Below are 26,996 nucleotides of genomic sequence, written 5' to 3' on the forward strand. Positions count from 1 at the left end.
ACGGGTGTTCAGTCCTTCTGCCAATCCTTGAGTACCGCAAAGGCAGAAGGCTTCTTATCGTTTTCCCCCGTATCTTCGATATGGCCGGAGAACTCGACACCCTTCTTGCGGGGATAGGGATCGATCGCCAGCGCGGCGAATTCCATCACCACTTCTCCCGCGTCGATCGTGTCGCCAAAGAAGGTTTCAGGCAGGTCCGGCCCGTCGGGATCGAGAACCATTTCGCCGGCATCATTGGCCGGGTGCCGCGCGAGTTTCGAATTCTCGGGCACGTAGATCTGCTCGAACTGCTCGTCGATATCGGCAGGTACCGGGTCGAGCGTCACCACGCAGGCCTGAACGATCTTTGCCTGCACCCTGCCCTTCACGCGGACGCCATCCTTCTTCCAGCGATTGATCTGCAGGTCCGCACGCAGATCGTCGACGGACAGTACATCCCAGCGTTCGGCAAGCGCTTTCCGCTCCTTCTCGTCTGCCTTGAGGTGCACTTCGACAGGGTTTGCGGAGATATGGCCGACCTTGACGAGGTAAGAAAATGCAATGTCGTCGTTGCGATGTTTCATGGCGTCCTCCTTACGCTGCCTGTGGCAGCGTCGCCGAGCCGGTGGCGATCCGCTCCTCGGACTGGGCCGACAGATCGGCTTCGGCGTCAAACATCCAGTTGGCAAGCGCCGTCATGTCGTAAGCGTCGGCGGCTTGCGGATGGATATTGCGGTTAAGGGCTGCGGCAAGGGCCGCGCGGTCGCCGCTATCGATTGCCGCCGAATAGGACTCGAGACGTCCGTAGAACATGCCGGCAAGCTTCTTCATGCGTTTCGGCACCCCGTTGTCGCTGATGCCGAGTTCGCGGATCGAATGGTCGATATCCTCAAAGAAGGCATCGACGATCTCCTGGGCAATCTCCTGTCCGCTGGTTTCGCAGGAGCGTGTGCGGCGGAAGAAGAGGATCATCACCAGCGACAGCATCTCGAAACGGCCCATCACGGTGTCCGGAACATGCATGGTCTCGTAGAATTCCGGCATACGGGCTGCGGCAGTCAGTACCGAATACTGCCGTTCGACGATCGCCTGATTGTTGTTTTTCTTGCGAAAGAGCCCGAAGATCATTGTTTCTTCCGGAAAAGCCTCGTTCTTCACGCGGAGTTGCGTGGGCCGTGTTGCATGATTTCGAAAGCTGGTTTACCGAAGCAGGCGCGAATTGCAATGCCGAAGGTGGCCACTTTCGGGACAGCGCCCTTGTCGGCTCGATCTCGGGGAATTGGGAGTATTCGACCCCGGAAAGGCCACAAAGGTTTTGCATCAGCGGTGATTGCAGGGCCGGAAAGCTGCCTATCGAGACCTCAAGGGAGTAGATGTCGTTGAAGAAACGGTATTTCAAGTCTGACATAAGATTCTTCAGCAGCGCAGCCATCGCCATCATGATTGCCTCAGCGGGCCTCACAGGTTGCCAAACGGGAACAGTGCTTAACGGCGGCTATATCGTCGACGAGCAATCCCTCAATCTCGTTCCGGAAGGCTCGAGCCGCGAACAGGTGCTTCTGTCGCTCGGCACGCCTTCGACGACGGCAACGTTCGACACCGAGGTCTTCTATTACATCTCGCAGAAGCGCACGCGCTCCGTCGCCTTCCAGAAACTGAAGGTCGTCGACCAGAGCGTGCTTGCGATCTACTTCGATAAGGACGGCGTCGTCACGCGCCGCGCGAATTACACGCTCCAGGACGGCAGGGTCTTCGACACGATTTCGCGCGTGACCCCGACCGGCGGCCGCGAACTGACCTTCCTGCAGCAGGTTCTGGCAGGCGGCGCGGGCGGTGCAGCAAAGAGCCTGTTCGGAACGCCTTCAGGCAATCCGCAGAATCCTGCAAGTATCCGATAAATATCCGACCCAACAAAGAATCCCGCCGGATCGCTCCGGCGGGTTTCTTCTTCGATCAGGCCAAGACCGCCAAGAGCAGCAAGGCGACGATATTGGTGATCTTGATCGCCGGATTGACGGCTGGACCTGCGGTGTCCTTGTAAGGATCGCCGACCGTATCGCCGGTGACGGAGGCCTTGTGTGCGTCCGAGCCCTTCATGTGGCGGACGCCGTCCTTGTCGACGAAGCCGTCCTCGAAGGACTTCTTCGCGTTGTCCCATGCACCGCCGCCCGACGTCATCGAGATGGCGACGAACAGGCCGTTGATAATGACGCCGAGGAGCGATGCGCCGAGTGCGGCGAAGGCCGAGGCCTTGGAGCCGGAGACCAGCAGAACACCGAAATAAACGACGATCGGAGCCAGGACCGGCAATAGCGAGGGGATGATCATCTCGCGGATTGCGGCCTTGGTCAGAAGGTCGACGGCCTTGCCGTAGTCCGGCTTTTCCGTGCCCTGCATGATGCCCGGCTTTTCCTTGAACTGACGGCGCACTTCCTCGACGATTGCGCCGGCGGCGCGGCCGACGGCCGTCATGGCGATACCGCCGAAGAGGTAGGGAATGAGCCCACCGAAGATCAATCCGGCCACCACGTAGGGGTTGGAGAGATCGAATGAAATCTCCCCTATGCCTGCGAAGTAGGGAAACTTGTCGCCATTTGCCGCAAAATATTTGAGGTCATAGGAATAGGCCGCAAAAAGCACCAGCGCGCCGAGTCCGGCAGAGCCGATCGCGTAGCCTTTTGTCACGGCTTTCGTCGTATTGCCGACGGCGTCGAGCGCGTCCGTCGACTTGCGGACTTCCGGCGGCAGATGGGACATTTCGGCAATGCCGCCGGCGTTGTCGGTCACGGGACCGAAGGCATCGAGCGCAACGATCATACCGGCAAGGCCGAGCATGGCGGTGACGGCGATGCCGGTGCCGAAGAGGCCGGCGAGCTGGTAGGTGCCGATAATACCGGCGACGATGACGATCGCAGGCAGCGCCGTCGATTCCAGCGAGACCGCAAGGCCCTGGATGACGTTGGTGCCGTGGCCGGTCACGGATGCCTGGGCGATCGAATTGACCGGGCGTTTGTTGGTGCCGGTATAATATTCGGTGATGACGACAATGAGCGCCGTTACCAAGAGGCCGACGAGGCCGCAGAAGAAGAGATTGGTACCGGTAACATCCACACCGCCGGCCTGTCCGAGCGCCCCCCAGCCCACCGTCAACGATGTTGCAGCGCCTAGGCCGACGATCGACAGGAGGCCGGTGACGATAAGGCCCTTATAGAGTGCGCCCATGATCGAGCCGTTGGTTCCAAGCTTGACGAAAAAGGTACCGACGATCGAGGTGAGGATGCAGGCGCCGCAGATTGCCAGCGGATAGACCATCGCCGACTGCAGGATCGGTGCCCCGGCAAAGAAGATTGAGGCAAGAACCATGGTTGCGACAACGGAAACGGCATAGGTCTCGAAAAGGTCGGCGGCCATGCCGGCGCAGTCGCCGACGTTGTCGCCGACATTATCTGCGATCGTCGCCGGGTTGCGCGGGTCGTCTTCCGGAATGCCTGCCTCGACCTTGCCGACGAGATCCCCGCCGACATCGGCACCCTTGGTGAAGATGCCGCCGCCCAGACGAGCGAAGATCGAGATCAGCGAGGCACCGAAGCCGAGCGCCACAAGCGCATCGATGACTTCGCGCGAACCGCTTTCATGGCCGAGCAGGCCGGTCAGGATGAAATAATAGATGGATACGCCGAGCAGTGCCAAACCGGCGACGAGCATGCCGGTGATGGCACCGGATTTGAAGGCGATATCGAGGCCGGCCGAGAGGCTGTGCGATGCGGCCTGCGCCGTGCGGACGTTGGCGCGAACGGAGACGTGCATGCCGATAAAGCCGGCGGCACCGGAAAGCACGGCGCCGATCAGAAAGCCGATGGCGGCCATGCCGGAGAGAAGCAGCCAGGCTGCGATGAAAACAACGATGCCGACGATCGCAATCGTCTTGTACTGGCGCATGAGATAGGCCTGCGCCCCTTCACGGATATACCCCGCGATTTCCTGCATGCGGCTGTTTCCCTGATCGGCCGCCAGCACCGAGCGGGTTGCCCAGATGGCATAAACCACCGAGAGCAGACCGCATGCAATTACGCATAAAAGAATTATCATTTCGCTCTTTCCTCCAAAAGTGCCGGAGCACTCCTCCCTCCGGCCACGAACGCAGCCGAATCGTCTTCTCTCCACAGAAACGCTCTAGCTTTGCGTGCGGAGATTGCGGGGTGGGAAACACGACGTCAAGACCGCAAGGGACGAAAACCCTTGCAGCGCAACGTAAAGCGCGAAATGGTCCGATAGCGGACGGAAGGCTTACTTCTTCGTTTCGCCGCGCACCTGTTTGGCGATGCGGTCGAGCACGGCATTGACGAGCTTCGGCTCGTCATCCTCGAAGAAAGCCTGGGCGATCTCGACATATTCCGTAACGATCACGGCCACCGGCACGTCTTTGCGGTCGAGAAGTTCGAAAACGCCGGCGCGCAGGATCGCGCGCACGGTGCTGTCGAGGCGCGACAACGCCCAGTCGTCCTGCAGGGCAGAGGCGATCAAAGGATCCAGACGAAGCTGCTCGCGCACCACGCCGGAAACGATGGAACGGAACCACGCGGCATCGGCCTTGAGATAGGTCTCGCCGTCGATTTCTTGACCGAGGCGGTGAGCCTCATATTCGGCGACGATTTCCAGAACACCGGTGCCGCCGATATCCATCTGGTAGAGCGCCTGAACAGCAGCCAGACGCGCAGCGCCGCGCTGGTTTGCCGCCTTTACCTGACGCTCCGGATTTTCACTAGTCATTCGTATGCACCCAGTTTCTTCTTCAGCTCGATCATCGTGAGAGCTGCGCGAGCGGCAAAGCCGCCCTTGTCTTTGTCCGAGCGGCGGGCGCGTGCCCAAGCCTGCTCATCGTTTTCGACCGTCAGGATGCCGTTGCCGATGGCAAGGGATTCGCTGACGGCGAGATCCATCAATGCGCGGGAGGATTCGTTCGACACGATGTCGAAGTGGTAGGTCTCGCCGCGGATGACCATGCCGAGAGCGACATAGCCGTCATATTGCGTGCCGCCATTGTCGGCGCCGTCAAGCGCCATGGCAATCGCCGGCGGAATCTCCAGAGCTCCTGCAACGGTGACGACATCGTAGCTCGCGCCGGCTTCCTTGAGCGCAAAGGTTGCCCCTTCCAGAAGAGCGTCGGCCATGTCGTCGTAGAAGCGGGCTTCGACGATCAAAATATGGGGAGCGTTATCTCGCGCCATGCATCACCTTCGGTTTCTGAGGACTTTGCCATTTGGCAGGCCGCGGTCAAAACATGCCTTTCGATGAATGGCAAGCAAATTCGGATCATGGCCGGAAATCTCTGCAAGAGGATAGCGGAAATATACGCCGGCCGTTTGCCATGCACGCTCGCAAGCACCTTGAAAACGGCAAATCGAAGGCAATCGTTATGAACAATTTGTAATGTTATTTCAGGTGTTTAGCTCTTGATTCCACGCTGTGGCCGACCCAACTCAACAAGCGTAACGCTGACGATCCCCTGCACGACAGCCGACCGTCATAGCAGATGAAAGGATACCATCATGAACCGCGTTGCCACAATCGCCATCGTTTCCGCGTTCTCCTCCCTCGCGCTTGCCGGCGTCAGCCGTGCGGAAAGCTTTGGCATGAACAGCCCATCGGGCATCGAACAGACGCTCCGCAATTTCCGGGGTAACGACTTCAACGTAAAGCATTTCTACAACTGGCACGACGCAAGCCCCGAAGCATATGGTCCGCGCTCCGCTCCGCCACGCTCGGCCAAGGAAGTGCGCCAGATTCAGGCATCGATCGACGCCAACAAGATGCTGACGCGCAAGCTCGGCAATGACGGAGTCAATGTCCGCAACGTCATCAATGCCGAACAGGCGGCCGATGGCAGCATTACCTTCTATACCGACTGATCGGCGCAGGGCGGCGCAGATCGCTGCGCCGCCCTCCCCGACAATTCTACTGACGCCTATTGAAAACCATCCCGAATTGATGGTCTGTTCGTCCCTGCAAAAGGGGAAAAGACATGCCACGGGACATCAAACCGGTTCTCAATATTGCCGACCTGACACTGGAGCGGTGGCAACAGGGCGCGCTCTACGAGGGCGCCGACACATCCTTCGGCCGCCTGCTTGGCCTTTCCAATCTCGGGATCAGCTACAACGAGGTGCCGCCCGGCAAATCGAGCTGTCCGTTCCACAATCACCATGTCGAGGATGAGCTGTTCTTCGTAATCGAAGGGACAGGCGAATACCGTTTTGGAAGCGAACGTTACCCCATCAGGAAAGGCGACACGCTCGGCGCGCCTGCCGGCGGGAAGGAAACGGCACACCAGATCCTCAATACCGGCAGCACGACGCTGATCTATCTCGGCATCTCCACGATGGCGAAGACGGAGATCGTCGAATACCCGGATTCCCAAAAATTCCTCGCCAAGACAAATCATGACGTCGGGCGCTTCCGCTTCATCGGGCGCGCGGAGAACGATCTCGACTACTGGGACGGCGAAGCAGGCGCGTGAGACAGGTGTTCACAGAAACGATATCCAAGATGATCAATGTTCCGACCATCGAAACGAAACGGTTGATTCTGCGGCCGCACCGGCTCGACGATTTCGATGCCTACATACACTTATGGGCAGATGCGGACGTCGTTCGCTATATCAGCGGCGTGCCATCGACACGCGAGCAGACATGGTCCCGCCTCATAAGGGCGAGCGGCATGTGGCATCATATGGGTTTCGGCTTTCTGATCATCGAGGAAAAGCAAAGCGGGCGGCTGATCGGCGAAGCAGGCTTCCACGAAGCCCGACGTGAGATGTCTCCACCCATCGAGGAAACACTGGAAACCGGATGGGTGTTGCTGCCTTCCGCACACGGAAGGGGCTATGCGACAGAAGCGCTCACGGCGCTGATCGCATGGGCTGACTGTCATTTCCCCGGCAAGGAGATGACCTGCATCGTCAGCCCGGAAAACGCAGCTTCGCTACGCGTCGCGGAAAAGCTCGGCTTCCGCGAGGTGGCACGTACCGATTATCACGGCGAAATCATTCTGCTTTCGCGGCAGGGAATTCAGCCAGCCTAGCGGCATAGCGCGCCATCGTATCGACCTCGAAATTGACGAAATCGCCGGCCTCTCGCTCGCCCCATGTCGTGACTTCCAAAGTATGGCGAATGAGAAGCACATCGAAATCCGTGCCTTCGACGGCGTTGACCGTCAGCGACGTACCATCGAGCGCGATCGAGCCTTTGGGCGCCACGAACTTCGCAAGATGCTCCGGGGCGCGCAGACGGAAGCGGGTCGCATCGCCTTCCGTAGTCACCGACAGGATTTCTGCCTTGCCGTCGACATGCCCTGAGACGATGTGGCCGCCGAGTTCGTCGCCGATCTTCAGAGAACGCTCGAGATTGACGCTGGTGCCTTCCTTCCAGCTTGCAAGCGTCGTGAGCCTCAGAGCCTCTTCCCAGGCCTCCACCTCGAACCAACGCCCGTTGCTGCCTTCGTCCGGCAGGCCGGTCACCGTCAGGCAGATGCCCGAATGGGAAATCGACGCGCCCATATCGATTGTCTTAGGGTCGTAATTGCTCACGACGCGGAGCTTCACACCCTCGTTCATGGGAGAAACGGATTCGATCATGCCGATATCGGTGACAATTCCGGTGAACATCAAAATTCTCTTTCGTATTCGTCCAGCCGGTCGTCGCCGAACATGAATGTGCCTCTATGGGCAAAACCGGATGGCATATCGGTCTTCGTCAATGGCGATTCAATACCGCCCTCGCCGATGATGAGCTGGCCCTGGTAAAGCTGGATTCGATCGACGAGACCGGCGTCGAGGAAAAGCCGCGCCGTCTTCGCACCGCCTTCGACGACGAGCGAGGAAATGCCGCGTGAGGCGAGCGCCGGAAGCAGCACTTCGGGATGGTAAGGATGGCAATAGAGAATTTCAACGCCTGCAGCCCGCAGGGCTTCGGCGCGAGCCTCACCCCCCTCTGCCCTGCCGGGCATCTCCCCCACCAGGGGAGGGATCGGCAGATTGTCGCAGCTCGCTTCTACTGGCACCTCATCAGTGGTGGCGTCGGTCCCGGCGGAAGAATGCGGGCGAGCGTTCACCTCATCTATCTCGCCCCTCGTAGGAGAGATGTCGGGCAGGATAAAGGGGGGTGCCTCGCCTGCAACGGCAATGGTCGGCACCTCTCGTGCTGAACGCACAAGTTTACTGCCGAGCGGCAAATCAAGCCGCGGATCAAGCACGACACGCACCGGCGACAGCGATTGCAGGCCCGGCACGCGCACCGTCAGTTCCGGGTCGTCGGCGATCGCCGTGCCGATGCCGACGAGGATGGCGTCGGTTTCAGCGCGGAGCGCCTGGACCTGTGCGCGGGCGAGAGGACTGGTGATGGCGATCTGTCCCTCGCCTTTGCGGCCGATCATGCCGTCGGCGGAAACGGCAAGCTTCAGAGTCACATAGGGCCGGTTCTTCGTCTGCCGGGTGAGATAGCCGGCGAGCGAGCGCCTGCCCTCCTCTTCCAGCACGCCGGTATCAACCTCGATGCCGGCTTCGCGCAGAAGCGCGATGCCGCGGCCGGAGACACGAGGATCGGGATCGGTCACGCTGATGACGACGCGCGCGACACCAGAGGCGATCAGCGCGTCGGCGCAGGGCGGCGTCTTGCCGTGATGAGAGCAGGGTTCGAGCGTCACATAGGCGGTGGCGCCGCGAGCCAGTTCGCCTGCCTCGGTGAGCGCCTGCGGCTCGGCATGCGGGCGCCCGCCGATCGCCGTCGTGCCGCGGCCGACGATTTCGCCGTCCTTGACGATGACGCAGCCGACGGAAGGATTTGTGGAGGTCTGGCCGAGATGCAGAAGGCCAAGACGGATTGCCTCGGCCATGAAACGCTTGTCATGCGGCCCGGCGCTCAAGGCTCAGGTCTCCAAAGTGTCGCGGCTGATCTTGGCGTTGATTTCGGAGATGACCTTTTCGAAATCCTCGGCATGCGAGAAATCCCGATAGACCGACGCGTACCGAACAAAGCCAACGTCATCGAGACTCTTGAGAGCTTCCAGCACCTGAAGGCCGATGGCCTCGGAGCTGATTTCGACTTCGCCGGAGCTTTCGAGGCGGCGGACGATGCCGGAAACAGCCCTTTCGATGCGGTCACGGTCGACCGGACGCTTGCGCAGCGCGATCTCGAAGGACCGTACCAGCTTATCGCGGTCGAAAGGCACCTTGCGGCCGGTCTTCTTGACGACCATCAGCTCGCGCAGTTGCACGCGCTCGAAGGTCGTGAAGCGGCCGCCGCAATCGGGACAGATCCGTCTGCGGCGGATGGACGTATTGTCCTCCGCCGGACGTGAATCCTTGACCTGGGTGTCTTCCGATCCGCAGAATGGGCAGCGCATGCGCTATCCTTAGCCGATGTAGTCGTACATTGGGAAGCGGCCGGTAAGGTCGACCACCTTGCCACGAACGGCTGCTTCGACTGCAGCGTTGCCTTCATCGGAGTTGGCGACCTTGAGGCCGTCGAGAACTTCAACGATGAGGTTGCCGATTTCCTTGAATTCCGCTTCCTTGAAGCCGCGCGTCGTGCCTGCCGGAGCGCCGAGACGGACGCCGGAGGTGACGAAGGGCTTTTCCGGATCGAACGGAATGCCGTTCTTGTTGCAGGTGATGTAGGCGCGCCCGAGCGCTGCTTCGGCGCGCTTTCCGGTCGCGTTCTTCTTGCGAAGATCGACGAGCATCAGGTGGTTGTCGGTACCGCCGGAGACGACATCGAGTCCGCCTGCCATCAGCGTCTCGGCAAGCGCCTTAGCGTTCTTGACGATCTGCGCGGCGTAGTCCTTGAATTCCGGCTGCAGCGCTTCGCCGAAGGCGACGGCCTTGGCGGCGATGATGTGCATCAGCGGACCACCCTGGAGGCCCGGGAAAACAGCCGAGTTGAACTTCTTCGCCAGATCCTCGTCGTTCGTCAGGATGACGCCGCCGCGCGGGCCGCGAAGCGACTTGTGGGTCGTGGTCGTTGCGACGTGGCAGTGCGGGAACGGCGACGGATGCTGGCCGCCGGCAACGAGGCCGGCAATATGAGCCATGTCGACCATGAGATAGGCGCCGACGGAATCGGCAATCTCGCGGAAACGCTTCCAGTCCCAGACACGGGAGTAAGCGGTGCCGCCGGCGATGATCAGCTTCGGCTTGTGCTCTTCGGCCTTGCGGGCGACTTCGTCCATGTTGAGCAGGTTGTCGCCTTCGCGAACGCCGTAGGACACGACGTTGAACCACTTGCCGGACATATTGACCGGCGAACCGTGCGTCAGGTGACCGCCCGAGTTCAGGTCGAGGCCCATAAAGGTGTCGCCCGGCTGCAGCAGCGCCAGGAAGACCGCCTGGTTCATCTGCGAGCCGGAATTCGGCTGGACGTTGGCGAAGTTGACGCCGAAGAGCTTCTTGGCGCGTTCGATCGCCAGCTCTTCAGCAATATCGACGAACTGGCAGCCGCCGTAGTAGCGCTTACCCGGATAACCTTCCGCATATTTGTTCGTCATGATGGAGCCCTGGGCTTCCAGCACCGCGCGGGAAACGATGTTCTCCGATGCGATCAATTCGATCTCATGCCGCTGGCGGCCGAGCTCCTTTTCAATCGCGCCGAAGATATCCGGATCGGTGTCGGCAAGCGAGCGATTGAAGAAGGTCTGCGTGGAAGCATTTGTCATGGGCGGGCTCCTCAACTGGAATGCGCGAAGGTATTAGCGTTCCGCCCTGCCGAGAGCAATACGAAGAACGACATTTGCTGGGCAATCTACGCGCAGGGGTGTCCTTTGCTTGGCATGTTATCGTGGGATGCGCCTCACCCTAATCCTCTCTGCGCCAGCTTGGAGGGGACGTGCCTCACAAAACTTGGAGATTAACCGAAGCGTTGCGACATATCCCCTTCGCCTCGTTTACCGGGAGAAGGTCCCGGCAAACGGATGAAGGGCAACCGCTGGCAAAGAAAAAACCGCGCCTTCCAGCGCGGTTTCCCAATTCATACGCATGACGCTTACTGAACCGGCTGTTCCATTCCAGCGGTCGTATCGAGAGCAAGCTCGGCGTTGCCGTCCATCTGGTAGATGTCGTCGCGGAACTGCACGAGGCCGTCCGGCATGCCCCAGGCGGAGATGTAGACGAAATAGACCGGGATTTCCTCGGCGAGCGTAATCGGCGTGTTGACCCGGCTGGCGATCACCTGCTCCATCTGCTGGCGCGACCACGGCGGGGTGTCGCGCAGCAGCCAAGTCGTCAGGTCGCGGACGTTCTGGACGCGGACGCAGCCGGACGACTCAAAGCGCATCAGCTTGTTGAACAGGCCCTGCTGCGGCGTGTCGTGCATGTACTCGCCGTTCTTGTTATGGAAATTGATCTTCGCCGAGGCCATGGCGTTGATCTTGCCTGGATCCTGACGGAACATCAGGTTCGGCGCCTCGCCATTCCAGTCGATGGTTTCCGGGGCGACTTCGTTGCCCTTGCCGTCGATCAGGCGAATGGCGTTCTTCTCGAGATAAGTCGGATCCTTGCGCATCAGCGGCATGATGTCCTTCTCGACGATCGAGCGCGGCGCAGTCCAATAGGGATTGAGGATGACCTCGTAGATCTTCGAGTTGACGATATGCGTCGGGCGGCTGATACGTCCGACGACGGCCGCATGACGTGTCGCCACGCTGCCGTCCTCGACCGCCTCGACATAGGCGGCCGGAATATTGACCATGACGTGGCGGCGGCCGAGATCTTCCGGGAAGGTCTGCAAGCGGATGAGGTTGGTGTTCAGCTGCTGCAGGCGCACATCAACCGGAATGTTCATCGCCTTCAGCGTGAATTCGCCAATGACGCCGTCCGCCGGAAGGCCATGACGAGCCTGGAAGCGCTTGACCGCTCCATCGACATAGGAATCGAAGGCAGACGACATGCCTGCTTCGCGCGGCAGGTCGCCGGTGATGGCAAGGCGCTGGCGCAGAGCCTGAACGGAAGGATCCGTCACGCCGAGCTGGAGACGCAGGCCAGCCGGATTGACCTCAGGCCAACCGCCTGCTGAGGCGATCTGCTGATACTCCATGATCGCCTGCTGGATGCTCGGAACCGATTGCGGGCTCAGGATCGGGGTATTGGAGACGGCGGCACTCGCCGTACGCGAGGCAGCCTTGGCATCGAACTGGTCATCCCAGGCGCCGCGGCGCGGTGCGTTGATCAGCGCATCGAGCGCGGACTGCGCAAATGCCGGGGCGGCGATTGCACTGGCGCCGACGGTTGCCGCAGACGCAAGAAAGGCGCGGCGCGAAAGAGCTTCAATACGGTTTTTCTTCGACATAATCCCAACCACTCAATGCCGCAGCTTGAAAGGAAAACCGCGGGCTTTGCGATTCACTGCGCCACGGCCCAGATCACTACCATTCCGTTTTCCGGCGCATCACAGGTTTTCCGCGCCTGGCCATCACAAGATTGCGAGCCGGAAGCGCGGACGACTTTGAACTACCATATGAGAAGCGCCGCTTGCCTTGCATGTCCGCTGTCATACCAATATGGCCAATTCGTGTCGCCGACGCCCAAGATGCCTACCGATGGTCGGGAGCGGCACGAACGAAACCAATCGATCCGTCGTAAACGGTGCTGGTTAATAACGGCTAAAAAACGGCCTGAATACAGGGCCTGAATACAGGCCGCTGTGCTTGGGTGCGATGCGTTGCAAAGATGACACGCTTGGCCCGGAACGGCAAAACCGGACGCGCAGGGACGCGTCCGGTTTTCTTCGACCTTGGAGGAGGCCTCTTACCTTAAAGCCGGTAAAGGATCTGGTCGTTCCAGAAGCGGTCGAGGCGCTGCAGGAGCTTGTTCATCTGGGTGAACTCGTCCGTGCCGATGCCGCCGACCTTGTCGATCGAGGCGATGTGGCGCTCGTAGAGCCTGGCGACTGTTTCGGCGACCTCAGTGCCGGTTTCCGTCAGGCTGATGCGGACGGAGCGGCGGTCGATGCGCGAACGCTGGTGGTTGATGAAGCCGAGATCGACCAGCTTCTTGACGTTGTAGGACACGTTCGAGCCGAGATAGTAGCCACGCGAGCGCAGCTCGCCGGCGGTCAGCTCGGAATTGCCGATGTTGAAAAGGAGCAGAGCCTGGATGGCGTTGACGTCGCTGCGGCCCTGACGGTCGAACTCGTCCTTGATGACATCCAGAAGGCGGCGGTGAAGACGTTCAACAAGGTGAAGGGATTCCATGTAAAGATCACGGATGTCCTGGTCCTGCTGATCACGGACGTTCGATACCGCCTGCGGCTTGATTTTCGTATTCATGATGACTGCCTCACTGTTTTGTTTGGCGGTGTTGGTTTTCTTCCCGCCTTGAGACAGACCCTATCGAATACAAATAAAATTCTACTTAAACTGCAGGCTTAACAGCACCTTACCGGAAACCCCGCGTTGTATCAGGGTAAATCAACGCTTACTTTGCGGCGCTGGCGGCGTTTCTCCAGCCAGAGCGCCAGGCGGAAAACCAGATAGACCAAGGCAACCGCGCCATGCATCACAAGGATGAGCCGGTTGGAGCCGAAGGTCTGCGGCAGCAGGCCATACATCAGGATTTGTCCGCCTGCGGCGAGCACCCAAACGACCGGGCCCCAGGATACCGTCAGCCAGAGGCCGAGCGAAGCGACGGGGAAGAGAACGGCAAGGCTGGTGGCCGCAACTTTCCACGGCAAGCTCAGAAGATCGAAGCGCCCTGCCCCCACCAGTGAATAGCCAACAAGCATCGCCCAATATTGCAGGCCGAACCAGAAGCAGGAGATCGCGATCAGCCTCAGGAAGAGGATGAACAGGATGTCTATCAGCGTCCGCTTCGGCATCGTCGGAGAATCATTTTCCATGGCGCAGACTTTAGGGTTCCCGTTGCGGCTCCACCAGCGGCTGATCCGCCGCGGCCAATCGCCCGGTTTGGTTTTCCGGTCCGTCATGATAATGAGCGGACCAAGAAATGGAATGGCCAGGGACGAAAGACAATGCAGGACAAGACGCACCTCGTCGACGAGATCACCGGACACCGCCGCATGCGCCGCAACCGCAAGGCGGACTGGACGCGCCGGCTGGTGCAGGAAAACCGGCTGACGGTGGACGACCTGATATGGCCGGTCTTCGTGATCCCCGGTTCCGGCATCGTGGAACCGATCCCCGCCATGCCCGGCGTCAACCGCATGAGCATCGACAAGCTGGCGGATGCAGCCAGGGAAGCGGCTGACCTCGGCGTCCCGGCAATCGCCACCTTCCCGAACATCGAGATGGCACTACGTGACGAAACGGGCTCGAACAGCCTGGAGGCCAACAATCTCATCAATCAGGCGACGATCGCCATCAAGAAAGCCGTTGGAAACATCGGCGTGATCACCGACGTGGCTCTCGACCCTTTCACCAGTCACGGCCATGACGGCATCCTGCACGGTGGGGAAATCGTCAACGACGAGACCGTCGATCAGGTCGCGCGCGCCGCCGTCATGCAGGCTGATGCCGGTTCCGATATCATTGCCCCGTCGGAAATGATGGACGGCCGCATCGGCGCGATCCGCCGGGCGCTCGATGCTGCAGGGCACCAGAATGTCGGGATCATGAGCTATGCCACCAAGTTCGCGTCGGCATTCTACGGGCCTTATCGCGAGGCGATCTCAACCGGCGGCCTGCTGAAGGGTGACAAGAAGACCTACTATATCGATCCTTCCAATGGCACCGAGGCGATCCGCGATGCGGCACTCGATGTCGAAGAGGGTGCGGACATGCTGATGGTCAAGCCCGGCCTGCCCTATCTCGACATCTGCTGGCGGATGAAAGAGGCCTTCGGACTTCCGACCTTCGCCTATCAGGTTTCCGGGGAATATACGCAGATCAAGGCTGCAGCGATGAATGGCTGGATCGACGGCGAACGGGCGATGCTGGAAACGCTGCTAGCCTTCAAGCGCGCCGGCTGCGACGGGATCCTGACCTATTTCGCGATCGAGGTCGCCAGACTGCTGGCAAAGCGCTGATCCTCGCGCATTATTGTATCTCCGGCGGCCGACACCATATCTGTGGCATCGATTTCCAAAGGAGACCGCAGATGAGCCTTAATCCGAACCCGCTTTATGCCGCACCGGAAGACTGGCGCGCCTATAGCGGCACGCTGAGCCGGCGAGTCTTCGCGTTCATTCTCGACTACATCATTGTGCTGCTGCTCTGCATTCCCGCGGCAGTCGTGCTGTTTTTTCTGTCGATTCTGACGCTCGGCCTCGGCTTCTTTCTCTATCCGGCGCTCTTCGTGCTGGTTGCCGGCCTTTATTTCGGCTTGACGGTCGGCGGGCCGAACCAGGCTTCGCCCGGCATGCGGGCGATGGGGATCGCAATCGTGCGCGTCGATGGCCGCCCGATGGATTTCCTTTTGGCGATCGCTCATCTGGCGCTTTTCTGGATCCTTAATTCGCTATTGACGCCGCTGATTCTGCTTGCTGGTCTTTTTACCGAGCGCAGCCGGCTGATTCACGACCTGCTTGTCGGCACGGTTACCGTTCGCACCGACTGAGGCGGCAAATAAAATCCGCCGCCGGTCTTTGCCGGCCGGCCCGCGGCGCCATATCAAAAAAGAACAGAAAATTGATAGCGCGGATAGACCAGCCGCGCTGTTGACGTTTTCTATTCTTAGTTCATGCTGTCTTCAAATAGTCAGTGCGAAAGGACATTTCCCCGGCAGATGAATACGCAGGCCTCGCCATCACCGCAGTTTTATCTGACGGCTCCGGCTGCATGTCCGTATTTGCCGCATGAGATGGAGCGTAAGGTCTTCACGCATCTCGTCGGTCCGCGCGCTGCAGAAATGAACGACATCCTGACACAAGGCGGCTTCCGCCGTTCGCAGAACATCGCCTACCGCCCCGCCTGCGAAGCCTGCCGTGCCTGCGTCTCGGTGCGTATCCTCGCACAGGAGTTCCAGCCGACGAATTCGATGAAACGGGTGCTCGCCCACAACGTCGACGTCATTGCGACCGAATTTCCGGCGCAACCTTCCAGCGAGCAGTATTCACTCTTTCGCCGCTATCTCGACGACCGCCATCAGCAAGGCGGCATGTCCGACATGACGGTGCTCGACTATGCGATCATGGTGGAAGATACGCATGTGAACACCAAGATCATCGAATACCGCAAACGCGAGGAAGGTTCGGGGCTGGAGACCCGTCCGCGCGGCGAGCTCCTGGCTGCCGCGCTGACCGACACGATGAGCGACGGCCTTTCCATGGTCTATTCCTATTTCAATCCCGAATATGACAAGCGCTCGCTCGGCACCTTCATGATCCTCGATCATGTGAAGCGCACAAAGGCGCTCGGCCTTCCACATGTCTATCTCGGCTACTGGGTTCAGGGATCGCGCAAAATGGATTACAAGACGCGCTTCCAGCCGCAAGAGCACCTGACGCCGCGCGGCTGGGAACGCTTCGATCCCTCCACGGTGCCCGAAAGCACGCACGACTAAATGTCCCTTCCTGCCCTTTCCGGTCACCGGAAAGGCCTTGCCCTGACGGCAATCGGTGGCCTGGTCCTTTCCATGGACATTCCGCTTCGTGCGACTCGCCGAAGGAAAGATGTGGCGGATCCTTGGCCTTCGCAGCATCACGACGGTTCTGGTGACGCTGCTTATCGTCGCAGCGATCGGCGTGCTGAAAGGGAAATGGCCGATCCTGAGGACGAGACGGCACGGCATCGCTGCGGGACTGCTTTACGGTTTCAGTTTTCAACACGGCGACGGCCGACGTCGTCTTCATCGTTGCCTTCAATCCGATGTTCGGCGCGCTGCTTTCGTGGATATTTCTGAAAGAGCGGCCGCCGGTTTCGACCTTGCTGGCGATGGCCGCCATGATCGTCGGCGTCGGGCTGATCGTGCATGACGGAATTTCGAGCGGCCACATCTTCGGCGACGCGACGGCGCTGCTGAGCGCGCTCATCCTTGACGCGGCAATCACGGTCGGCCGGGCCTCTCGGCGCGACATGGGGTTCGTGCCGCTCCTTGCCGCGATGTTCCCGGCGATCCTCGGCTTCGGCACGGCGCTGCCTGCGGGCGTTTCGATCGATCATCCCGGCTGGATCATCTTCAACGGCGCCATCGTGATGCCCGTCGCCTTTTGGTGTCTGGCAACCGGCCCGCGCTATCTCTCGGCCCCCGAAGTCGGCATGCTCTACCTGCTGGAGACGGTACTTGCCCCGATCTGGGTCTGGTTCATCTTCGCCGAAATTCCGACCGCGATGACACTCATGGGCGGCGCCATCCTCTTCATAGCGATCATGACGCATTTGCTCTGGATGGCACGCGGAAGCGGTGTTCGGCAGCGACGATAGCGTTCGGCGAGGACGATATCTTTGTCCTCGCCGGTGCATACTTCATGGGATTGTCCGAAACCATCCTTTGATCGACGGCAACAAGCAGACCGGCTACCTCGATGCGTTCGCCTTCCTATATCTAAACGGCTGTCTCATTGATGCCGAGAATGCACGAATTGTTGCCTTCGTCGCCTCTGTCGCCGCCTGCGAAATAGACGAAGCGGGCGTGACGCGGTTTCTGCGCGATTTCAGCGTATCCTTAGCTCGCTAGCCGGTCCGTCTGTTCCAGCACCCGTTCCAGACCGTCCATCACACGCGTCCAACCCTGACGGGTCTTTTCTTCGAAGGCCCCCCATTCGGCGCACATTTCGTGGGACAGCGTCAGGCGGCTGCCGTCACCCAGCGGCTCGATGTCGATCTCGACGCGGTCGGGATTGTGGTCGTGCTCCTCCGCCGAGAAGCTGAAGGCCATGTGTCTCGGCCTGCGAAGTTCGAGAAATATGCCGCAGTGGCATGCGTCGCCGGTTGGGCGCCTGTCGATGATCAGAAAGCGGCCGCCGACATGGGGAGCGATCTCGGCGCGGATAACATGGCCATCCTTCGCCGCGAAAAGGAAGCGCCTGGCGATTTGCGGGTTGAGCCATGCGTCGTAGACGACGGAAGGCGGCGCATTATAGGTGTGATCGACATGCAGCTTGATGGTATTGGCAGACATTGATGCTCCTCCGTGTGGGGGCTGCGCTGCGAGCGCAATGCCCAACGGCCATTCCGTCCGTCCTCGGAATGAACCTGTTCCCAATTTTGATAACAGGAATGAAATAGAGGATGCGACCCGCTCGCCAAGAGCGGATCGCCAATTTGTTATTGCCTCAGCCGGCGAATTTGCCGCTGCGGGGGAAGCCCTTTGGAACCGTGCGGCCCGCAGAAGCGCGGTCGCCCAACCATTCGGCCAGTTCTTCCTTGTTTTTTGTGAAAGTACGACCTGCGCTGTCTTCCCAGACGAGACCGTCGGCGATCGCGAAGCAACGGACGTCGGAAATGCCGCCATCCTTGTATCGCTGCAGGCGCACGCCCTTGCCGCGGCCCATCTCCGGAACCTGGGCCAGCGGGAAGACCAGCATCTTGCGGTTCTCGCCGACGACAGCGACGTGATCGCCGCCGACGGGCACGATGAGCTTGGTCTCGTCCGGCATCGCAACATTCATGATCTGCTTGCCCTTGCGGGTGTTGGCAGCCATTTCGGATTCCGCCACAACGAAGCCGTTGCCGGCCGTCGAGACGATCAGCTGCTTGCGCGCCGGATCGTGGACGAAGGCCGTCAGCACAGCCTGATCGTTATCCATGTCGACCATGATGCGCAGCGGCTCGCCATGGCCACGCCCGCCGGGCAGCTTGTCGCCGCCGAGCGTGAAGACCTTGCCGCCGGTGGTGACGACAAGGATCTTGTCCGTCGTCTGTGCCGGGAAGGCTATCTTCAGCGCATCGCCTTCCTTGAAGGTCAGGCTCGCGGTGTCCGCGATGTGGCCCTTCAGCGCACGGATCCAGCCTTTTTCGGAAACCACGACGGTGATCGGTTCCTTCTCGATCATCGCGTGCTGGATGGCTTGTTCGTCGGCTTCGGGCGCCTCGGCGAACTGGGTGCGGCGGCGGCCGATTTCGGTTGCCTTGGCGAACTTCTTCTTCACCTCGCCAATTTCCCAGGCGACCGTCTGCCACTGCTTTTCCTCGGAGGCGAGCAGCGCCTCGATGCCGGTCTTCTCCTTCGTGAGTTCGTCAAACTCGGTTCGGATTTCGAACTCTTCGAGCTTGCGCAAAGAGCGCAGCCGCATGTTGAGGATCGCCTCGACCTGGTTGTCGGTCAGTCCCCAGCGGGCCACCATCACCGGCTTCGGTTCGTCCTCCTCGCGGATGATGCGGATCACCTCGTCGATGTTCAGGTAGGCAATGAGCAAGCCGCCGAGGATTTCGAGGCGTCTGTCGATTGCGGCAAGGCGGAAGCGTGAACGGCGCTGCAGGACCTCGCGGCGGTGATTCAGCCACTCCTTCAGCACCTCGTTCAGCGCCATGACGCGCGGAATGCGCCCCATGGACAAAACGTTCATGTTCAGCGGGAAGCGGCTCTCCAGCTCCGTCAACTTGAACATCGATTCCATCAGGATCGTCGGATCGACGGTACGGCTCTTCGGCACCAGCACTACTCGGACGTCTTCGGCAGACTCGTCGCGTATGTCTTCCAGCAGCGGCAGCTTGCGGGCGATCAGCAGCTCGGCGATCTTTTCGATCAATCGCGACTTCTGCACCTGGAAGGGGATTTCGGTGACGATGATCTGATAGCCGCCGCGACCGAGATCTTCGATCTGCCACTTGGCGCGTACCCGGAAGCCGCCGCGGCCGGTCCGGTAGCTTTCGATGATGCTTTCGCGACCGTCGATGATGATGCCACCCGTCGGAAAATCCGGCCCCGGAATGAACTCGACGAGCTTTTCGACGGTCGCATCCGGATGCTTGATCAAGTGCAGTGCCGCATCGCAAAGCTCATGGGCGTTATGCGAAGGAATGGAAGTCGCCATGCCGACGGCGATGCCGGAGGAGCCGTTCGCGAGCAGGTTCGGGAAAGACCCCGGAAGAACGGTCGGTTCCTCGTCTTCCTCGTTATAGGTCAGGCGGAAATCGACGGCATCCTGCTCGATGCCTTCGAGAAGCAGCGCCGTGACCTCCGTCATGCGCGCTTCGGTATAGCGGTAGGCGGCGGCGTTATCACCGTCGATATTGCCGAAGTTTCCCTGCCCGTCGACGAGCGGATAACGCTGGGAGAAATCCTGCGCGAGACGCACCAGCGCATCGTAGACGGACTGGTCTCCATGCGGGTGGAACTTACCGATGACGTCGCCGACGATGCGGGCGCATTTCTTAAAGGCCGCGTTCGGGCGTATGCCCATCTCGCTCATGGCATGAATGATGCGCCGATGAACCGGCTTCAGACCGTCGCGGACGTCTGGAAGCGCGCGGTGCATGATGGTCGAAAGTGCATAGGCCAAGTAACGCTCCTCGAGCGCGGCCTTCAGATCAACCGGGTGAATGCTGTCGTCGTCTCCGCCGGAAGGCGGCAAAATCTCTTGTCCCATGAGCCTTGCCTAGCCCAGAAGGCGATTCACGGCAAGGAATGAGCGGGGTGGCCCTGTGGATGACCTCCCGGAACGACATGAAAAGGTCATCAAGCATCGCCACCAATTTGGACTTTGTTTGCTTTCCCCTTCAATAGAAATTTAGAAACCTGCAAATATAAACCGCGTTCGATTCGCAGTAGTCTCACTGCAATTTGCAACCGCCACCAAAGGACTTACCTATGACCTTTTACCGGACAACCCGGCTGATGCTGTCTGGCGCCGCGTTCCTGTCACTCGCCGGCTCCGCGTTCGCGCTCGACGGGCAGGATCTCCTGAAGAAGCTGAATGCCGCCTATAGCGCCCAAGGCGGAACGATCACTGCCGATGGTGTCGATGTCGACGACACGACGGTGACGCTGAAGAACGCGAGCTTCAAGCCGACTGGCAGCGAGGCCCTCCACATCGGCGACATCACGATGACCGGCGTCGAGGAAGACGAAGACGGCGGTTACTACATCGAGGAAGCAGCCTTTCCCGACATCAACATCACGGAAGACGGCGCGACCGTCAGCGCCTCCGAAATGACGCTCGGCGGCATATCCATTCCTGCTGATGTCAGCGGTGACGGCCTCGACTCCATACTGCTTTACGAAACGGCGCATGTCGGCCCGTTCAAGGTTACCAAGAATGGCAAGGAAGTCTTCTCGCTCGGCGAAACCCAGATGAACCTGTCGCTTCGTGAAGACGAATCCGGCTTCGACTTCGACGGCGCATTCAAGAGCATGAAGGCGGACCTCAGCGATGCTCCGGACCCACAGGCGAAGGAAGCGATCGAGAAGCTAGCCCTGCAGCACGTCAACGGCGACATCACGATGAAGGGCGCCTGGGATCTCGGCCCCGGCACGATCGACATCTCCGAATTTGCCTTCGACGTGACAAATGTCGGCCGCCTAAACCTTGCCTTCAAGATTTCGGGATACACCCTGCCCTTCATGAAGTCGCTGCAGGAAGCGGCGAAGGCCTCCGAAGCGAACCCGAACAAGGAAGAAGCGCAGCAGGCGCTTGGCCTTGCCATGCTCGGCCTGATGCAGCAACTTTCGTTCAACGGCGCCGAAATCCGCTTCGATGACGCATCGATCACCAAGCGTGCGCTGGAATATGCTGGCTCCAAGCAGAACATCTCGGCGCAGCAGATGGCGGATGCGCTGAAGGCTATGGCGCCGATTGCGCTGGCGCAGCTCAACATCCCGGAACTGCAGAATGCGATTTCGGCAGCGGTCAACACCTATCTCGACGACCCGAAAAGCTTCGCCGTCAGCGCCGCACCGGCCAAGCCTGTCCCCTTCCCGACCATCATGGGTGCTGCCATGGGCGCTCCGAACACACTGCCCGGCGTGCTCGGCGTGAAGGTGACGGCGAACCAGTAAGATTTGAACTCCACCAACAAATAAGCCCGGTAACGCACCGGGCTTATTGCATTGGAATAACTCAGTCTTTGTTGACCGGCGGGATCGGGCGGATCGCCAGTTCGCGCAGCTGCGCAGGCGTTGCCGGCGACGGTGCGCCCATCAGGAGGTCCTGGGCCTGCTGGTTCATCGGGAAGAGCGAGATTTCGCGCAGGTTCTTCGCGCCAGCGAGCAGCATCACGATCCGGTCGATGCCGAAGGCGGCGCCACCATGCGGCGGTGCGCCGTACTGGAAGGCGCGATAGAGACCGCCGAAGCGATCCTCGACGTCCGCCTGGCTGAGACCCACCTTTTCGAAGGCCTGGACCATCAGTTCCGGCGACTGGTTACGGATCGAGCCCGAAGCGATTTCGAAGCCATTGCAGACGGCGTCGTACTGGAAGGCCTTGATCGTCAGCGGATCCTGGTTCTGCAGCGCCTCCAAACCGCCCTGCGGCATGGAGAAGGGGTTGTGCGCGAAGTCGACCTTCTTCTCGTCCTCGTTCCATTCGAAGAACGGGAAGTCGACGATCCAGCAGAGTTCGAAACGGTCGCGGTCGATGAGGTTCAGCTCGTCGGCAGCGCGGTTGCGCGCTTCGCCTGCGAACTTGTAAAACTTGTCCGGCTCGCCGGCGACGAAGAAACAGGCATCGCCGTCATCGAGGCCGAGCTGAGTGCGGATCGCATCCGTGCGCTCTTCGCCGATGTTCTTGGCGAGCGGACCGGCTCCTTCGAGCTTCTCGCCTTCCTTGCGCCAGAAGATGTAGCCGAGGCCGGGCTGGCCCTGGCTCTGCGCCCAAGCGTTCATGCGGTCGCAGAAGGCACGGGAGCCGCCGGTCTTTGCCGGGATCGCCCAGACTTGGACCTTCGGGTTGGACGCGATCATGTTCGCGAAGACCTTGAAGCCGGAGCCGGCGAAGTGTTCGGTCACGGCCTCCATGACGATCGGGTTGCGCAGGTCCGGCTTATCGGAGCCGTATTTGCGAATTGCCTCGTCATAAGGAATGCGTGGCCATTCCTTGGTCACCGGCTTACCTTCGGCAAACTCCTCGAACACCTTGGTCATCAGCGGACCCGTGGCGTTCCAGACGTCTTCCTGGGTCACGAAGCTCATTTCGAGGTCGAGCTGATAGAACTCGCCAGGCAGGCGGTCGGCTCGCGGGTCTTCATCACGGAAGCAGGGCGCGATCTGGAAATAGCGGTCGAAACCGGCAACCATCAAGAGCTGCTTGTACAGCTGCGGCGCCTGCGGCAGGGCGTAGAAGGTGCCGGGATGGATGCGGCTCGGCACGAGGAAGTCACGCGCGCCTTCCGGCGAGGAGGCCGTCAGGATCGGCGTCGAATATTCGGTGAAGCCGATATTGCCCATTTCACGGCGCATGGCAGAGATGATCTGCGTGCGCTTGACGATGTTCTTGTGCAGCGTCTCGCGGCGAAGGTCGAGGAAGCGGTACTTGAGGCGGACGTCTTCTGGATAGTCCGGCTCGCCGAAGACTGGCAGCGGCAGTTCCTTGGCGGCGGACAGGATTTCGATCTCCTGCGCGTAGAGCTCGATCTCGCCGGTCGCCATCGCCTTGTTGACGGTGTCTTCAGTACGCGCCTTCACGAGGCCGTCGATGCGGATGACCCATTCGCCGCGAACGGTTTCAGCGATCTTGAAAGCCGGCGAATCCGGATCGGCAACAACCTGGGTGATGCCGTAATGGTCGCGAAGGTCGATGAAGAGAACGCCGCCATGGTCGCGAACGCGGTGGACCCAGCCGGAAATCCGGACATTCGCGCCAACATCCGACTTACGGAGGGCTGCACATGTGTGGCTGCGGTAGCGATGCATAATGTCTAATCCTGGTATTTTGGCTTGAGACGGCAGCAGGGGCTCGAATGGCTCTCCGGTGCCGACAAGAAAATCGGGCGGAAAAGCGCATGGACGGTCTGATTTGTCAAGGCTTGGGCCGCATTGAGCACCACTTTGGCGCGGTTTATTCGGGCGCATGATGCAAGGCAACTGCGGCAGTTTGGCCCTCACTTCCTTATTGATGAAAAGCGCAGTCAACTTTAAAGATGGCGCCATTGTTGTTGCCGGAGCGCCAGATGCCCCTATTCACCCGCCGCAATCTGTTGAAGGCGTCCGCCGTCGCCGGCGCCTACAGTGCCGGCATGGGCATTGCCGGCAAGTTCGGCTTTGCCGGCTCGGCGCCCGAACCGCAGGTGCTGAAGGCGGTGAAGACCGAGGCTTCGCTTGCTGCTGCCGGACCCACGAGGGATGTCATGACCTGGGGCGATGGCGGCCCGCCGCCGGTGCTTCGCATGACCCGCGGCAGGCCCTATGCCGCACGCCTGACCAATGCTCTCGACGAGCCGACGACGATCCACTGGCATGGCCTTCGCATCGACAACAGGATGGACGGCGTGCCCTTCATGACGCAGCCCTACATCTATACGGGTGACAGCTTTGACTACGCCTTCACGCCGCCGGATGCCGGCACCTTCTGGTATCACCCGCATTGCAATACGCTGACCCAGATGGGCCGCGGCATGACCGGCGTGATCGTCATCGAGGATCCTGCCGATCCGACTTTCGATGCCGAGATCGCGCTCAACATGCGCGACTGGCGGCTCGGCGGAGATGGGCAATTCATCGCGCCCTTCCGTCCGCGCGAGGCGGCAAAGACCGGCACCTATGGAACGGTGCGCACGGCGAACTGGCAGCAGGAGCCGCAATATGATGCGCCGGCCGGCGGCCTTGTCCGCCTGCGCATCGCCGTGACGGATGTCACCCGCGTCTTCTCGCTGCGGATGGAAGGCGCCAAGGCGACGGTAATCGCCATCGACGGCAATCCGGTGCCGCAGCGCTTTCCGCTTGACCTGCTCCAGATCGGTCCCGGGCAGCGGCTGGACCTTGCCGTGCGGATGCCGGACAGCGAAGGCGGTGTAGCGATACTGGAGGATATCCGGGGGACCACGCCGAAAACGATCGCGAGCCTGCGCGCCGTCGGTCAGTCGCTGAAACGCAACGCGGGCGACCTTGCCCCGCTTGCCGCCAATCCGGTCGCGCAGGCCGATCTTTCCGCCGCCGAAAAGATCCCGCTGGTGCTCAGCGCCACAGCGGAAAGCGCCTCCGTCGACAGCATATGCGGCACACTCGGCTTCAGTTTCTGGGCGATCAACAGGCTGCCGTGGCCGGGCGACATTGCCGATCCGACCGCCCCGCTTGCCGAACTGAAGCTTGGCAAGAGCTACATCTTCCAGCTCGAGAACTTGACGCCGCACCTGCATCCGATCCATCTGCACGGCATGAGCTTCACGGTCATTTCGTCCTCGACACGCGAGGTGATGCCGCTCGTTTCCGACACCTATCTCGTCCAGCCCGATGAGAAGGTCGAGCTTGCCTTCGTCGCCGACAATCCGGGCAACTGGGTGCTTCATTGCCATATCATCGAGCATCAGAAGACGGGCATGACGAGTTATGTGCGGGTTGTTTGAGGTAAGCTAAAGCCCTTGTCCGCCTGCCGGCACCTTCTTCCGGCTTTAACGGGCACAGGTGATATGCCGCAGCCTCTCCGTCCTTCTCAGCCATTTCGCGAGGCAAGTCCCTCGCCCCGCTTGCGGGGAGAGGGTTAGAGTGAAGGGCTTCGGCATGACGCAGCCTCCTGCATCTTGTTCCTCGCCGATTGCATTACATCTCGGAGGAGGACGTGCACTGAGAGGGCCTACCCCTATGAGCGGCATCGCAATCTTCGCTTTCATTGTTCTGCCTGCGACGATCGCCGCCGGAGGCTGGATTGCCGTGCTCGCCAATGAATACAGCAATCGTGCGAAGCGCTGTATCGATCCCGGCGAATAACCCGCCGACCACGCCGGCATAGGCACCTTCAACGTATTGACATCTCGAGCGTAAAGGAGAAGGAAGGTTAATCGACCTTTTTCCTTGCGAATGAATTGACATGATAGAAACAACCGCCGAATTGGCGGCCGCCTGCAAAGAGCTGGCCAAGTCCGACTTCATTACAATCGACACTGAATTCCTGCGTGAGACGACATTCTGGCCGGAGCTTTGCCTGATACAGATGGCAAGCTTGACGACGGAAGTCATCATCGACCCACTTGCTAAGGGCATAGACCTTGCACCCTTCTTCGCGTTGATGGCCAACCCGAATGTGCTGAAGGTTTTTCATGCGGCGCGCCAAGACATCGAAATCATCTTCCATCGCGGCGGGCTGATCCCGCATCCGATCTTCGACACGCAGGTCGCCGCCATGGTCTGCGGCTTCGGCGACAGCGTTTCCTATGACCAGCTCATCAACCGGACAAAGGGCGTGCAAATCGATAAATCCTCGCGCTTCACCGACTGGAGCCGCCGGCCACTTTCCGAAAAGCAGCTCGATTATGCGTTGGCGGACGTCACACATCTGCGCGACGCCTATCTCTATCTCAAGGCCGAACTGGAGCGCGAAGGCCGCTCGTCCTGGCTCTCGGAGGAGATGGATATTCTCGAATCGCGCGAGACCTACGACATGCATCCGGATGACGCTTGGCAACGTTTGAAGATGCGGCTGCGCAAACCGCAGGAACTTGCGACCCTCAAATATGTCGCGGCCTGGCGCGAGCGGGAGGCGCGATCGCGCAACGTGCCGCGTTCGCGCGTATTGAAGGACGATGCGATCTACGAGATCGCCCAGCAGCAGCCGAAGGACACCGAGGCCCTGAGCCGCCTGCGCACGATCCCGAAGGGATGGGAGCGTTCTGCCGCCGGTACGGCGGTTCTCGAAGCCGTCAATACGGCCCTTGCCCTGCCGAAAGCCGAGATGCCCCATGTGCCCCGCCACACGCAGGCGCCTGAAGGTGCTGCCGCTGCGGTCGAATTGCTCAAGGTACTGTTGAAGCTGATTTCGGAAAAACACGGCGTCGCGCCGAAAGTCATCGCCAACAGCGAAGACCTCGACAAGATTGCCGCGGACGGCGAGAAGGCGGAGGTCGCAGCACTTAGCGGTTGGCGCCGCGAATTGTTCGGTGCGCCCGCGCTGCAGCTTATCAAGGGCGAGATCGCGCTTCGTTTCGTCGGCAAGAAAGTCGATACCGTTTCGCTTTGATGGCCCTCGCCCCTTGAGCCGGCTTGCGA

At 60.3% G+C, this 26,996-nt stretch carries 26 protein-coding genes and 2 pseudogenes; 13 read left to right on the forward strand and 15 right to left on the reverse strand.

Going from position 1 to position 26,996, the window contains the following annotated elements:
* Positions 1 to 8: 8 nt before the first annotated feature.
* Together ACZ9DP_RS27825 and ACZ9DP_RS27830 are read right to left on the reverse strand one after the other, a co-directional pair.
* On the reverse strand, positions 9 to 563 hold the full coding sequence (locus ACZ9DP_RS27825; RefSeq protein ID WP_194729379.1) for a YceD family protein: 555 nt from the start codon (positions 561 to 563) through the stop codon (positions 9 to 11).
* 10 nt (positions 564 to 573) lie between these two features.
* Positions 574 to 1,163, reverse strand: a pseudogene (locus ACZ9DP_RS27830) (ubiquinol-cytochrome C chaperone family protein).
* Between the two features lie 189 nt (positions 1,164 to 1,352).
* Between ACZ9DP_RS27830 and ACZ9DP_RS27835 the strand changes: the two are divergent.
* Entirely contained in the window at positions 1,353 to 1,877 is a 525-nt protein-coding gene (locus ACZ9DP_RS27835) for an outer membrane protein assembly factor BamE (protein ID WP_074067331.1), read from the forward strand.
* A gap of 55 nt (positions 1,878 to 1,932) precedes the next feature.
* On the opposite strand, the gene ACZ9DP_RS27840 is transcribed toward ACZ9DP_RS27835, so the two are convergent.
* The 3 genes from ACZ9DP_RS27840 to ribH all read right to left on the reverse strand — a co-directional run bounded on the left by ACZ9DP_RS27840 (position 1,933) and on the right by ribH (position 5,207).
* A complete protein-coding gene (locus tag ACZ9DP_RS27840; protein ID WP_476204188.1) occupies positions 1,933 to 4,068 on the reverse strand; it encodes a sodium-translocating pyrophosphatase in 2,136 nt (711 codons plus the stop codon).
* 198 nt (positions 4,069 to 4,266) lie between these two features.
* Complete coding sequence (gene nusB, locus ACZ9DP_RS27845; RefSeq protein WP_074067327.1) at positions 4,267 to 4,749, reverse strand: transcription antitermination factor NusB; 483 nt, start codon at positions 4,747 to 4,749, stop codon at positions 4,267 to 4,269.
* Entirely contained in the window at positions 4,746 to 5,207 is a 462-nt protein-coding gene (gene ribH / locus ACZ9DP_RS27850; protein ID WP_074067324.1) for a 6,7-dimethyl-8-ribityllumazine synthase, read from the reverse strand. Before ribH ends, nusB begins: the two co-directional genes overlap by 4 nt.
* Before the next feature lie 321 nt (positions 5,208 to 5,528).
* On the opposite strand from ribH, the gene ACZ9DP_RS27855 reads away from it, so the two are divergent.
* The 3 genes from ACZ9DP_RS27855 (at position 5,529) to ACZ9DP_RS27865 (ending at position 7,059) form a co-directional block, all read left to right on the forward strand.
* A complete protein-coding gene (locus tag ACZ9DP_RS27855; RefSeq protein ID WP_476204189.1) occupies positions 5,529 to 5,888 on the forward strand; it encodes a hypothetical protein in 360 nt (119 codons plus the stop codon).
* A gap of 113 nt (positions 5,889 to 6,001) precedes the next feature.
* Positions 6,002 to 6,496: a cupin domain-containing protein gene (locus ACZ9DP_RS27860; protein ID WP_074067320.1), complete on the forward strand. Its 495-nt coding sequence runs from the start codon at positions 6,002 to 6,004 to the stop codon at positions 6,494 to 6,496.
* Positions 6,497 to 6,525: 29 nt separating this feature from the next.
* A complete protein-coding gene (locus ACZ9DP_RS27865; protein WP_194729378.1) occupies positions 6,526 to 7,059 on the forward strand; it encodes a GNAT family N-acetyltransferase in 534 nt (177 codons plus the stop codon).
* Here the strand turns inward: ACZ9DP_RS27865 and ACZ9DP_RS27870 are convergent.
* The 7 genes from ACZ9DP_RS27870 to ACZ9DP_RS27900 form a co-directional block, all read right to left on the reverse strand.
* On the reverse strand, positions 7,022 to 7,642 hold the full coding sequence (locus tag ACZ9DP_RS27870; protein WP_476204190.1) for a riboflavin synthase: 621 nt from the start codon (positions 7,640 to 7,642) through the stop codon (positions 7,022 to 7,024). The two genes, ACZ9DP_RS27865 and ACZ9DP_RS27870, sit on opposite strands and share 38 nt — an antisense overlap.
* Positions 7,642 to 8,898: a bifunctional diaminohydroxyphosphoribosylaminopyrimidine deaminase/5-amino-6-(5-phosphoribosylamino)uracil reductase RibD gene (gene ribD, locus ACZ9DP_RS27875; protein WP_194729377.1), complete on the reverse strand. Its 1,257-nt coding sequence runs from the start codon at positions 8,896 to 8,898 to the stop codon at positions 7,642 to 7,644. Before ribD ends, ACZ9DP_RS27870 begins: the two co-directional genes overlap by 1 nt.
* 3 nt (positions 8,899 to 8,901) lie before the next feature.
* Positions 8,902 to 9,378 (reverse strand): transcriptional regulator NrdR, encoded by a 477-nt coding sequence (nrdR, locus tag ACZ9DP_RS27880; RefSeq protein ID WP_022714748.1) that lies wholly within the window; start codon positions 9,376 to 9,378, stop codon positions 8,902 to 8,904.
* Positions 9,379 to 9,387: 9 nt separating this feature from the next.
* Positions 9,388 to 10,686, reverse strand: coding sequence for a serine hydroxymethyltransferase (gene glyA / locus ACZ9DP_RS27885; RefSeq protein WP_476204191.1), 1,299 nt, complete (start codon positions 10,684 to 10,686; stop codon positions 9,388 to 9,390).
* Between the two features lie 326 nt (positions 10,687 to 11,012).
* The gene (locus ACZ9DP_RS27890) at positions 11,013 to 12,314 is read right to left on the reverse strand and encodes a L,D-transpeptidase family protein (protein ID WP_039844501.1); all 1,302 of its coding nucleotides are present in this window, start codon (positions 12,312 to 12,314) and stop codon (positions 11,013 to 11,015) included.
* A 463-nt stretch (positions 12,315 to 12,777) separates the two neighbouring features.
* Positions 12,778 to 13,293 carry a transcriptional regulator LdtR gene (gene ldtR, locus ACZ9DP_RS27895; protein ID WP_476204192.1) on the reverse strand — a complete coding sequence of 172 codons (516 nt, stop codon included), beginning with the start codon at positions 13,291 to 13,293 and terminating at the stop codon, positions 12,778 to 12,780.
* 131 nt (positions 13,294 to 13,424) lie between these two features.
* Entirely contained in the window at positions 13,425 to 13,862 is a 438-nt protein-coding gene (locus ACZ9DP_RS27900) for a DUF6163 family protein (RefSeq protein ID WP_283071359.1), read from the reverse strand.
* A 132-nt stretch (positions 13,863 to 13,994) separates the two neighbouring features.
* Between ACZ9DP_RS27900 and hemB the strand changes: the two genes are divergently transcribed.
* The 5 genes and pseudogenes from hemB (at position 13,995) to ACZ9DP_RS27925 (ending at position 17,596) form a co-directional block, all read left to right on the forward strand.
* The gene (gene hemB / locus ACZ9DP_RS27905) at positions 13,995 to 15,008 is read left to right on the forward strand and encodes a porphobilinogen synthase (RefSeq protein ID WP_074067310.1); all 1,014 of its coding nucleotides are present in this window, start codon (positions 13,995 to 13,997) and stop codon (positions 15,006 to 15,008) included.
* A 71-nt stretch (positions 15,009 to 15,079) separates the two neighbouring features.
* Positions 15,080 to 15,538 (forward strand): RDD family protein, encoded by a 459-nt coding sequence (locus ACZ9DP_RS27910; protein ID WP_074067308.1) that lies wholly within the window; start codon positions 15,080 to 15,082, stop codon positions 15,536 to 15,538.
* A gap of 168 nt (positions 15,539 to 15,706) precedes the next feature.
* A complete protein-coding gene (locus tag ACZ9DP_RS27915; RefSeq protein ID WP_194729374.1) occupies positions 15,707 to 16,483 on the forward strand; it encodes an arginyltransferase in 777 nt (258 codons plus the stop codon).
* Positions 16,484 to 17,343 (forward strand): annotated as a pseudogene (locus ACZ9DP_RS27920) (DMT family transporter). It abuts the gene before it with no gap.
* Between the two features lie 67 nt (positions 17,344 to 17,410).
* Positions 17,411 to 17,596: a hypothetical protein gene (locus tag ACZ9DP_RS27925; RefSeq protein ID WP_194729372.1), complete on the forward strand. Its 186-nt coding sequence runs from the start codon at positions 17,411 to 17,413 to the stop codon at positions 17,594 to 17,596.
* Here ACZ9DP_RS27925 and ACZ9DP_RS27930 read toward each other — a convergent pair.
* Together ACZ9DP_RS27930 and parC are read right to left on the reverse strand one after the other, a co-directional pair.
* Positions 17,585 to 18,040, reverse strand: a complete 456-nt coding sequence (locus ACZ9DP_RS27930; protein ID WP_022714738.1) for an SRPBCC family protein — start codon at positions 18,038 to 18,040, stop codon at positions 17,585 to 17,587. The genes ACZ9DP_RS27925 and ACZ9DP_RS27930 overlap by 12 nt on opposite strands.
* A gap of 154 nt (positions 18,041 to 18,194) precedes the next feature.
* Positions 18,195 to 20,450 carry a DNA topoisomerase IV subunit A gene (gene parC / locus ACZ9DP_RS27935; protein ID WP_194729371.1) on the reverse strand — a complete coding sequence of 752 codons (2,256 nt, stop codon included), beginning with the start codon at positions 20,448 to 20,450 and terminating at the stop codon, positions 18,195 to 18,197.
* Positions 20,451 to 20,671: 221 nt separating this feature from the next.
* On the opposite strand from parC, the gene ACZ9DP_RS27940 reads away from it, so the two are divergent.
* On the forward strand, positions 20,672 to 21,859 hold the full coding sequence (locus ACZ9DP_RS27940) for a YdgA family protein (RefSeq protein WP_476204193.1): 1,188 nt from the start codon (positions 20,672 to 20,674) through the stop codon (positions 21,857 to 21,859).
* Between the two features lie 61 nt (positions 21,860 to 21,920).
* Here the strand turns inward: ACZ9DP_RS27940 and aspS are convergent, their stop codons facing one another.
* Positions 21,921 to 23,711 (reverse strand): aspartate--tRNA ligase, encoded by a 1,791-nt coding sequence (gene aspS / locus ACZ9DP_RS27945; RefSeq protein ID WP_074067298.1) that lies wholly within the window; start codon positions 23,709 to 23,711, stop codon positions 21,921 to 21,923.
* Between the two features lie 257 nt (positions 23,712 to 23,968).
* On the opposite strand from aspS, the gene ACZ9DP_RS27950 reads away from it, so the two are divergent.
* From ACZ9DP_RS27950 to rnd, 3 genes are all read left to right on the forward strand, one after another.
* Complete coding sequence (locus tag ACZ9DP_RS27950) at positions 23,969 to 25,360, forward strand: multicopper oxidase family protein (protein ID WP_476204194.1); 1,392 nt, start codon at positions 23,969 to 23,971, stop codon at positions 25,358 to 25,360.
* A gap of 235 nt (positions 25,361 to 25,595) precedes the next feature.
* Entirely contained in the window at positions 25,596 to 25,721 is a 126-nt protein-coding gene (locus tag ACZ9DP_RS27955; RefSeq protein ID WP_257788099.1) for a hypothetical protein, read from the forward strand.
* A 100-nt stretch (positions 25,722 to 25,821) separates the two neighbouring features.
* A complete protein-coding gene (rnd, locus tag ACZ9DP_RS27960; RefSeq protein WP_476204195.1) occupies positions 25,822 to 26,967 on the forward strand; it encodes a ribonuclease D in 1,146 nt (381 codons plus the stop codon).
* Positions 26,968 to 26,996: the final 29 nt, after the last annotated feature.

The organism is Rhizobium sp. USDA 4016 (assembly GCF_056279705.1).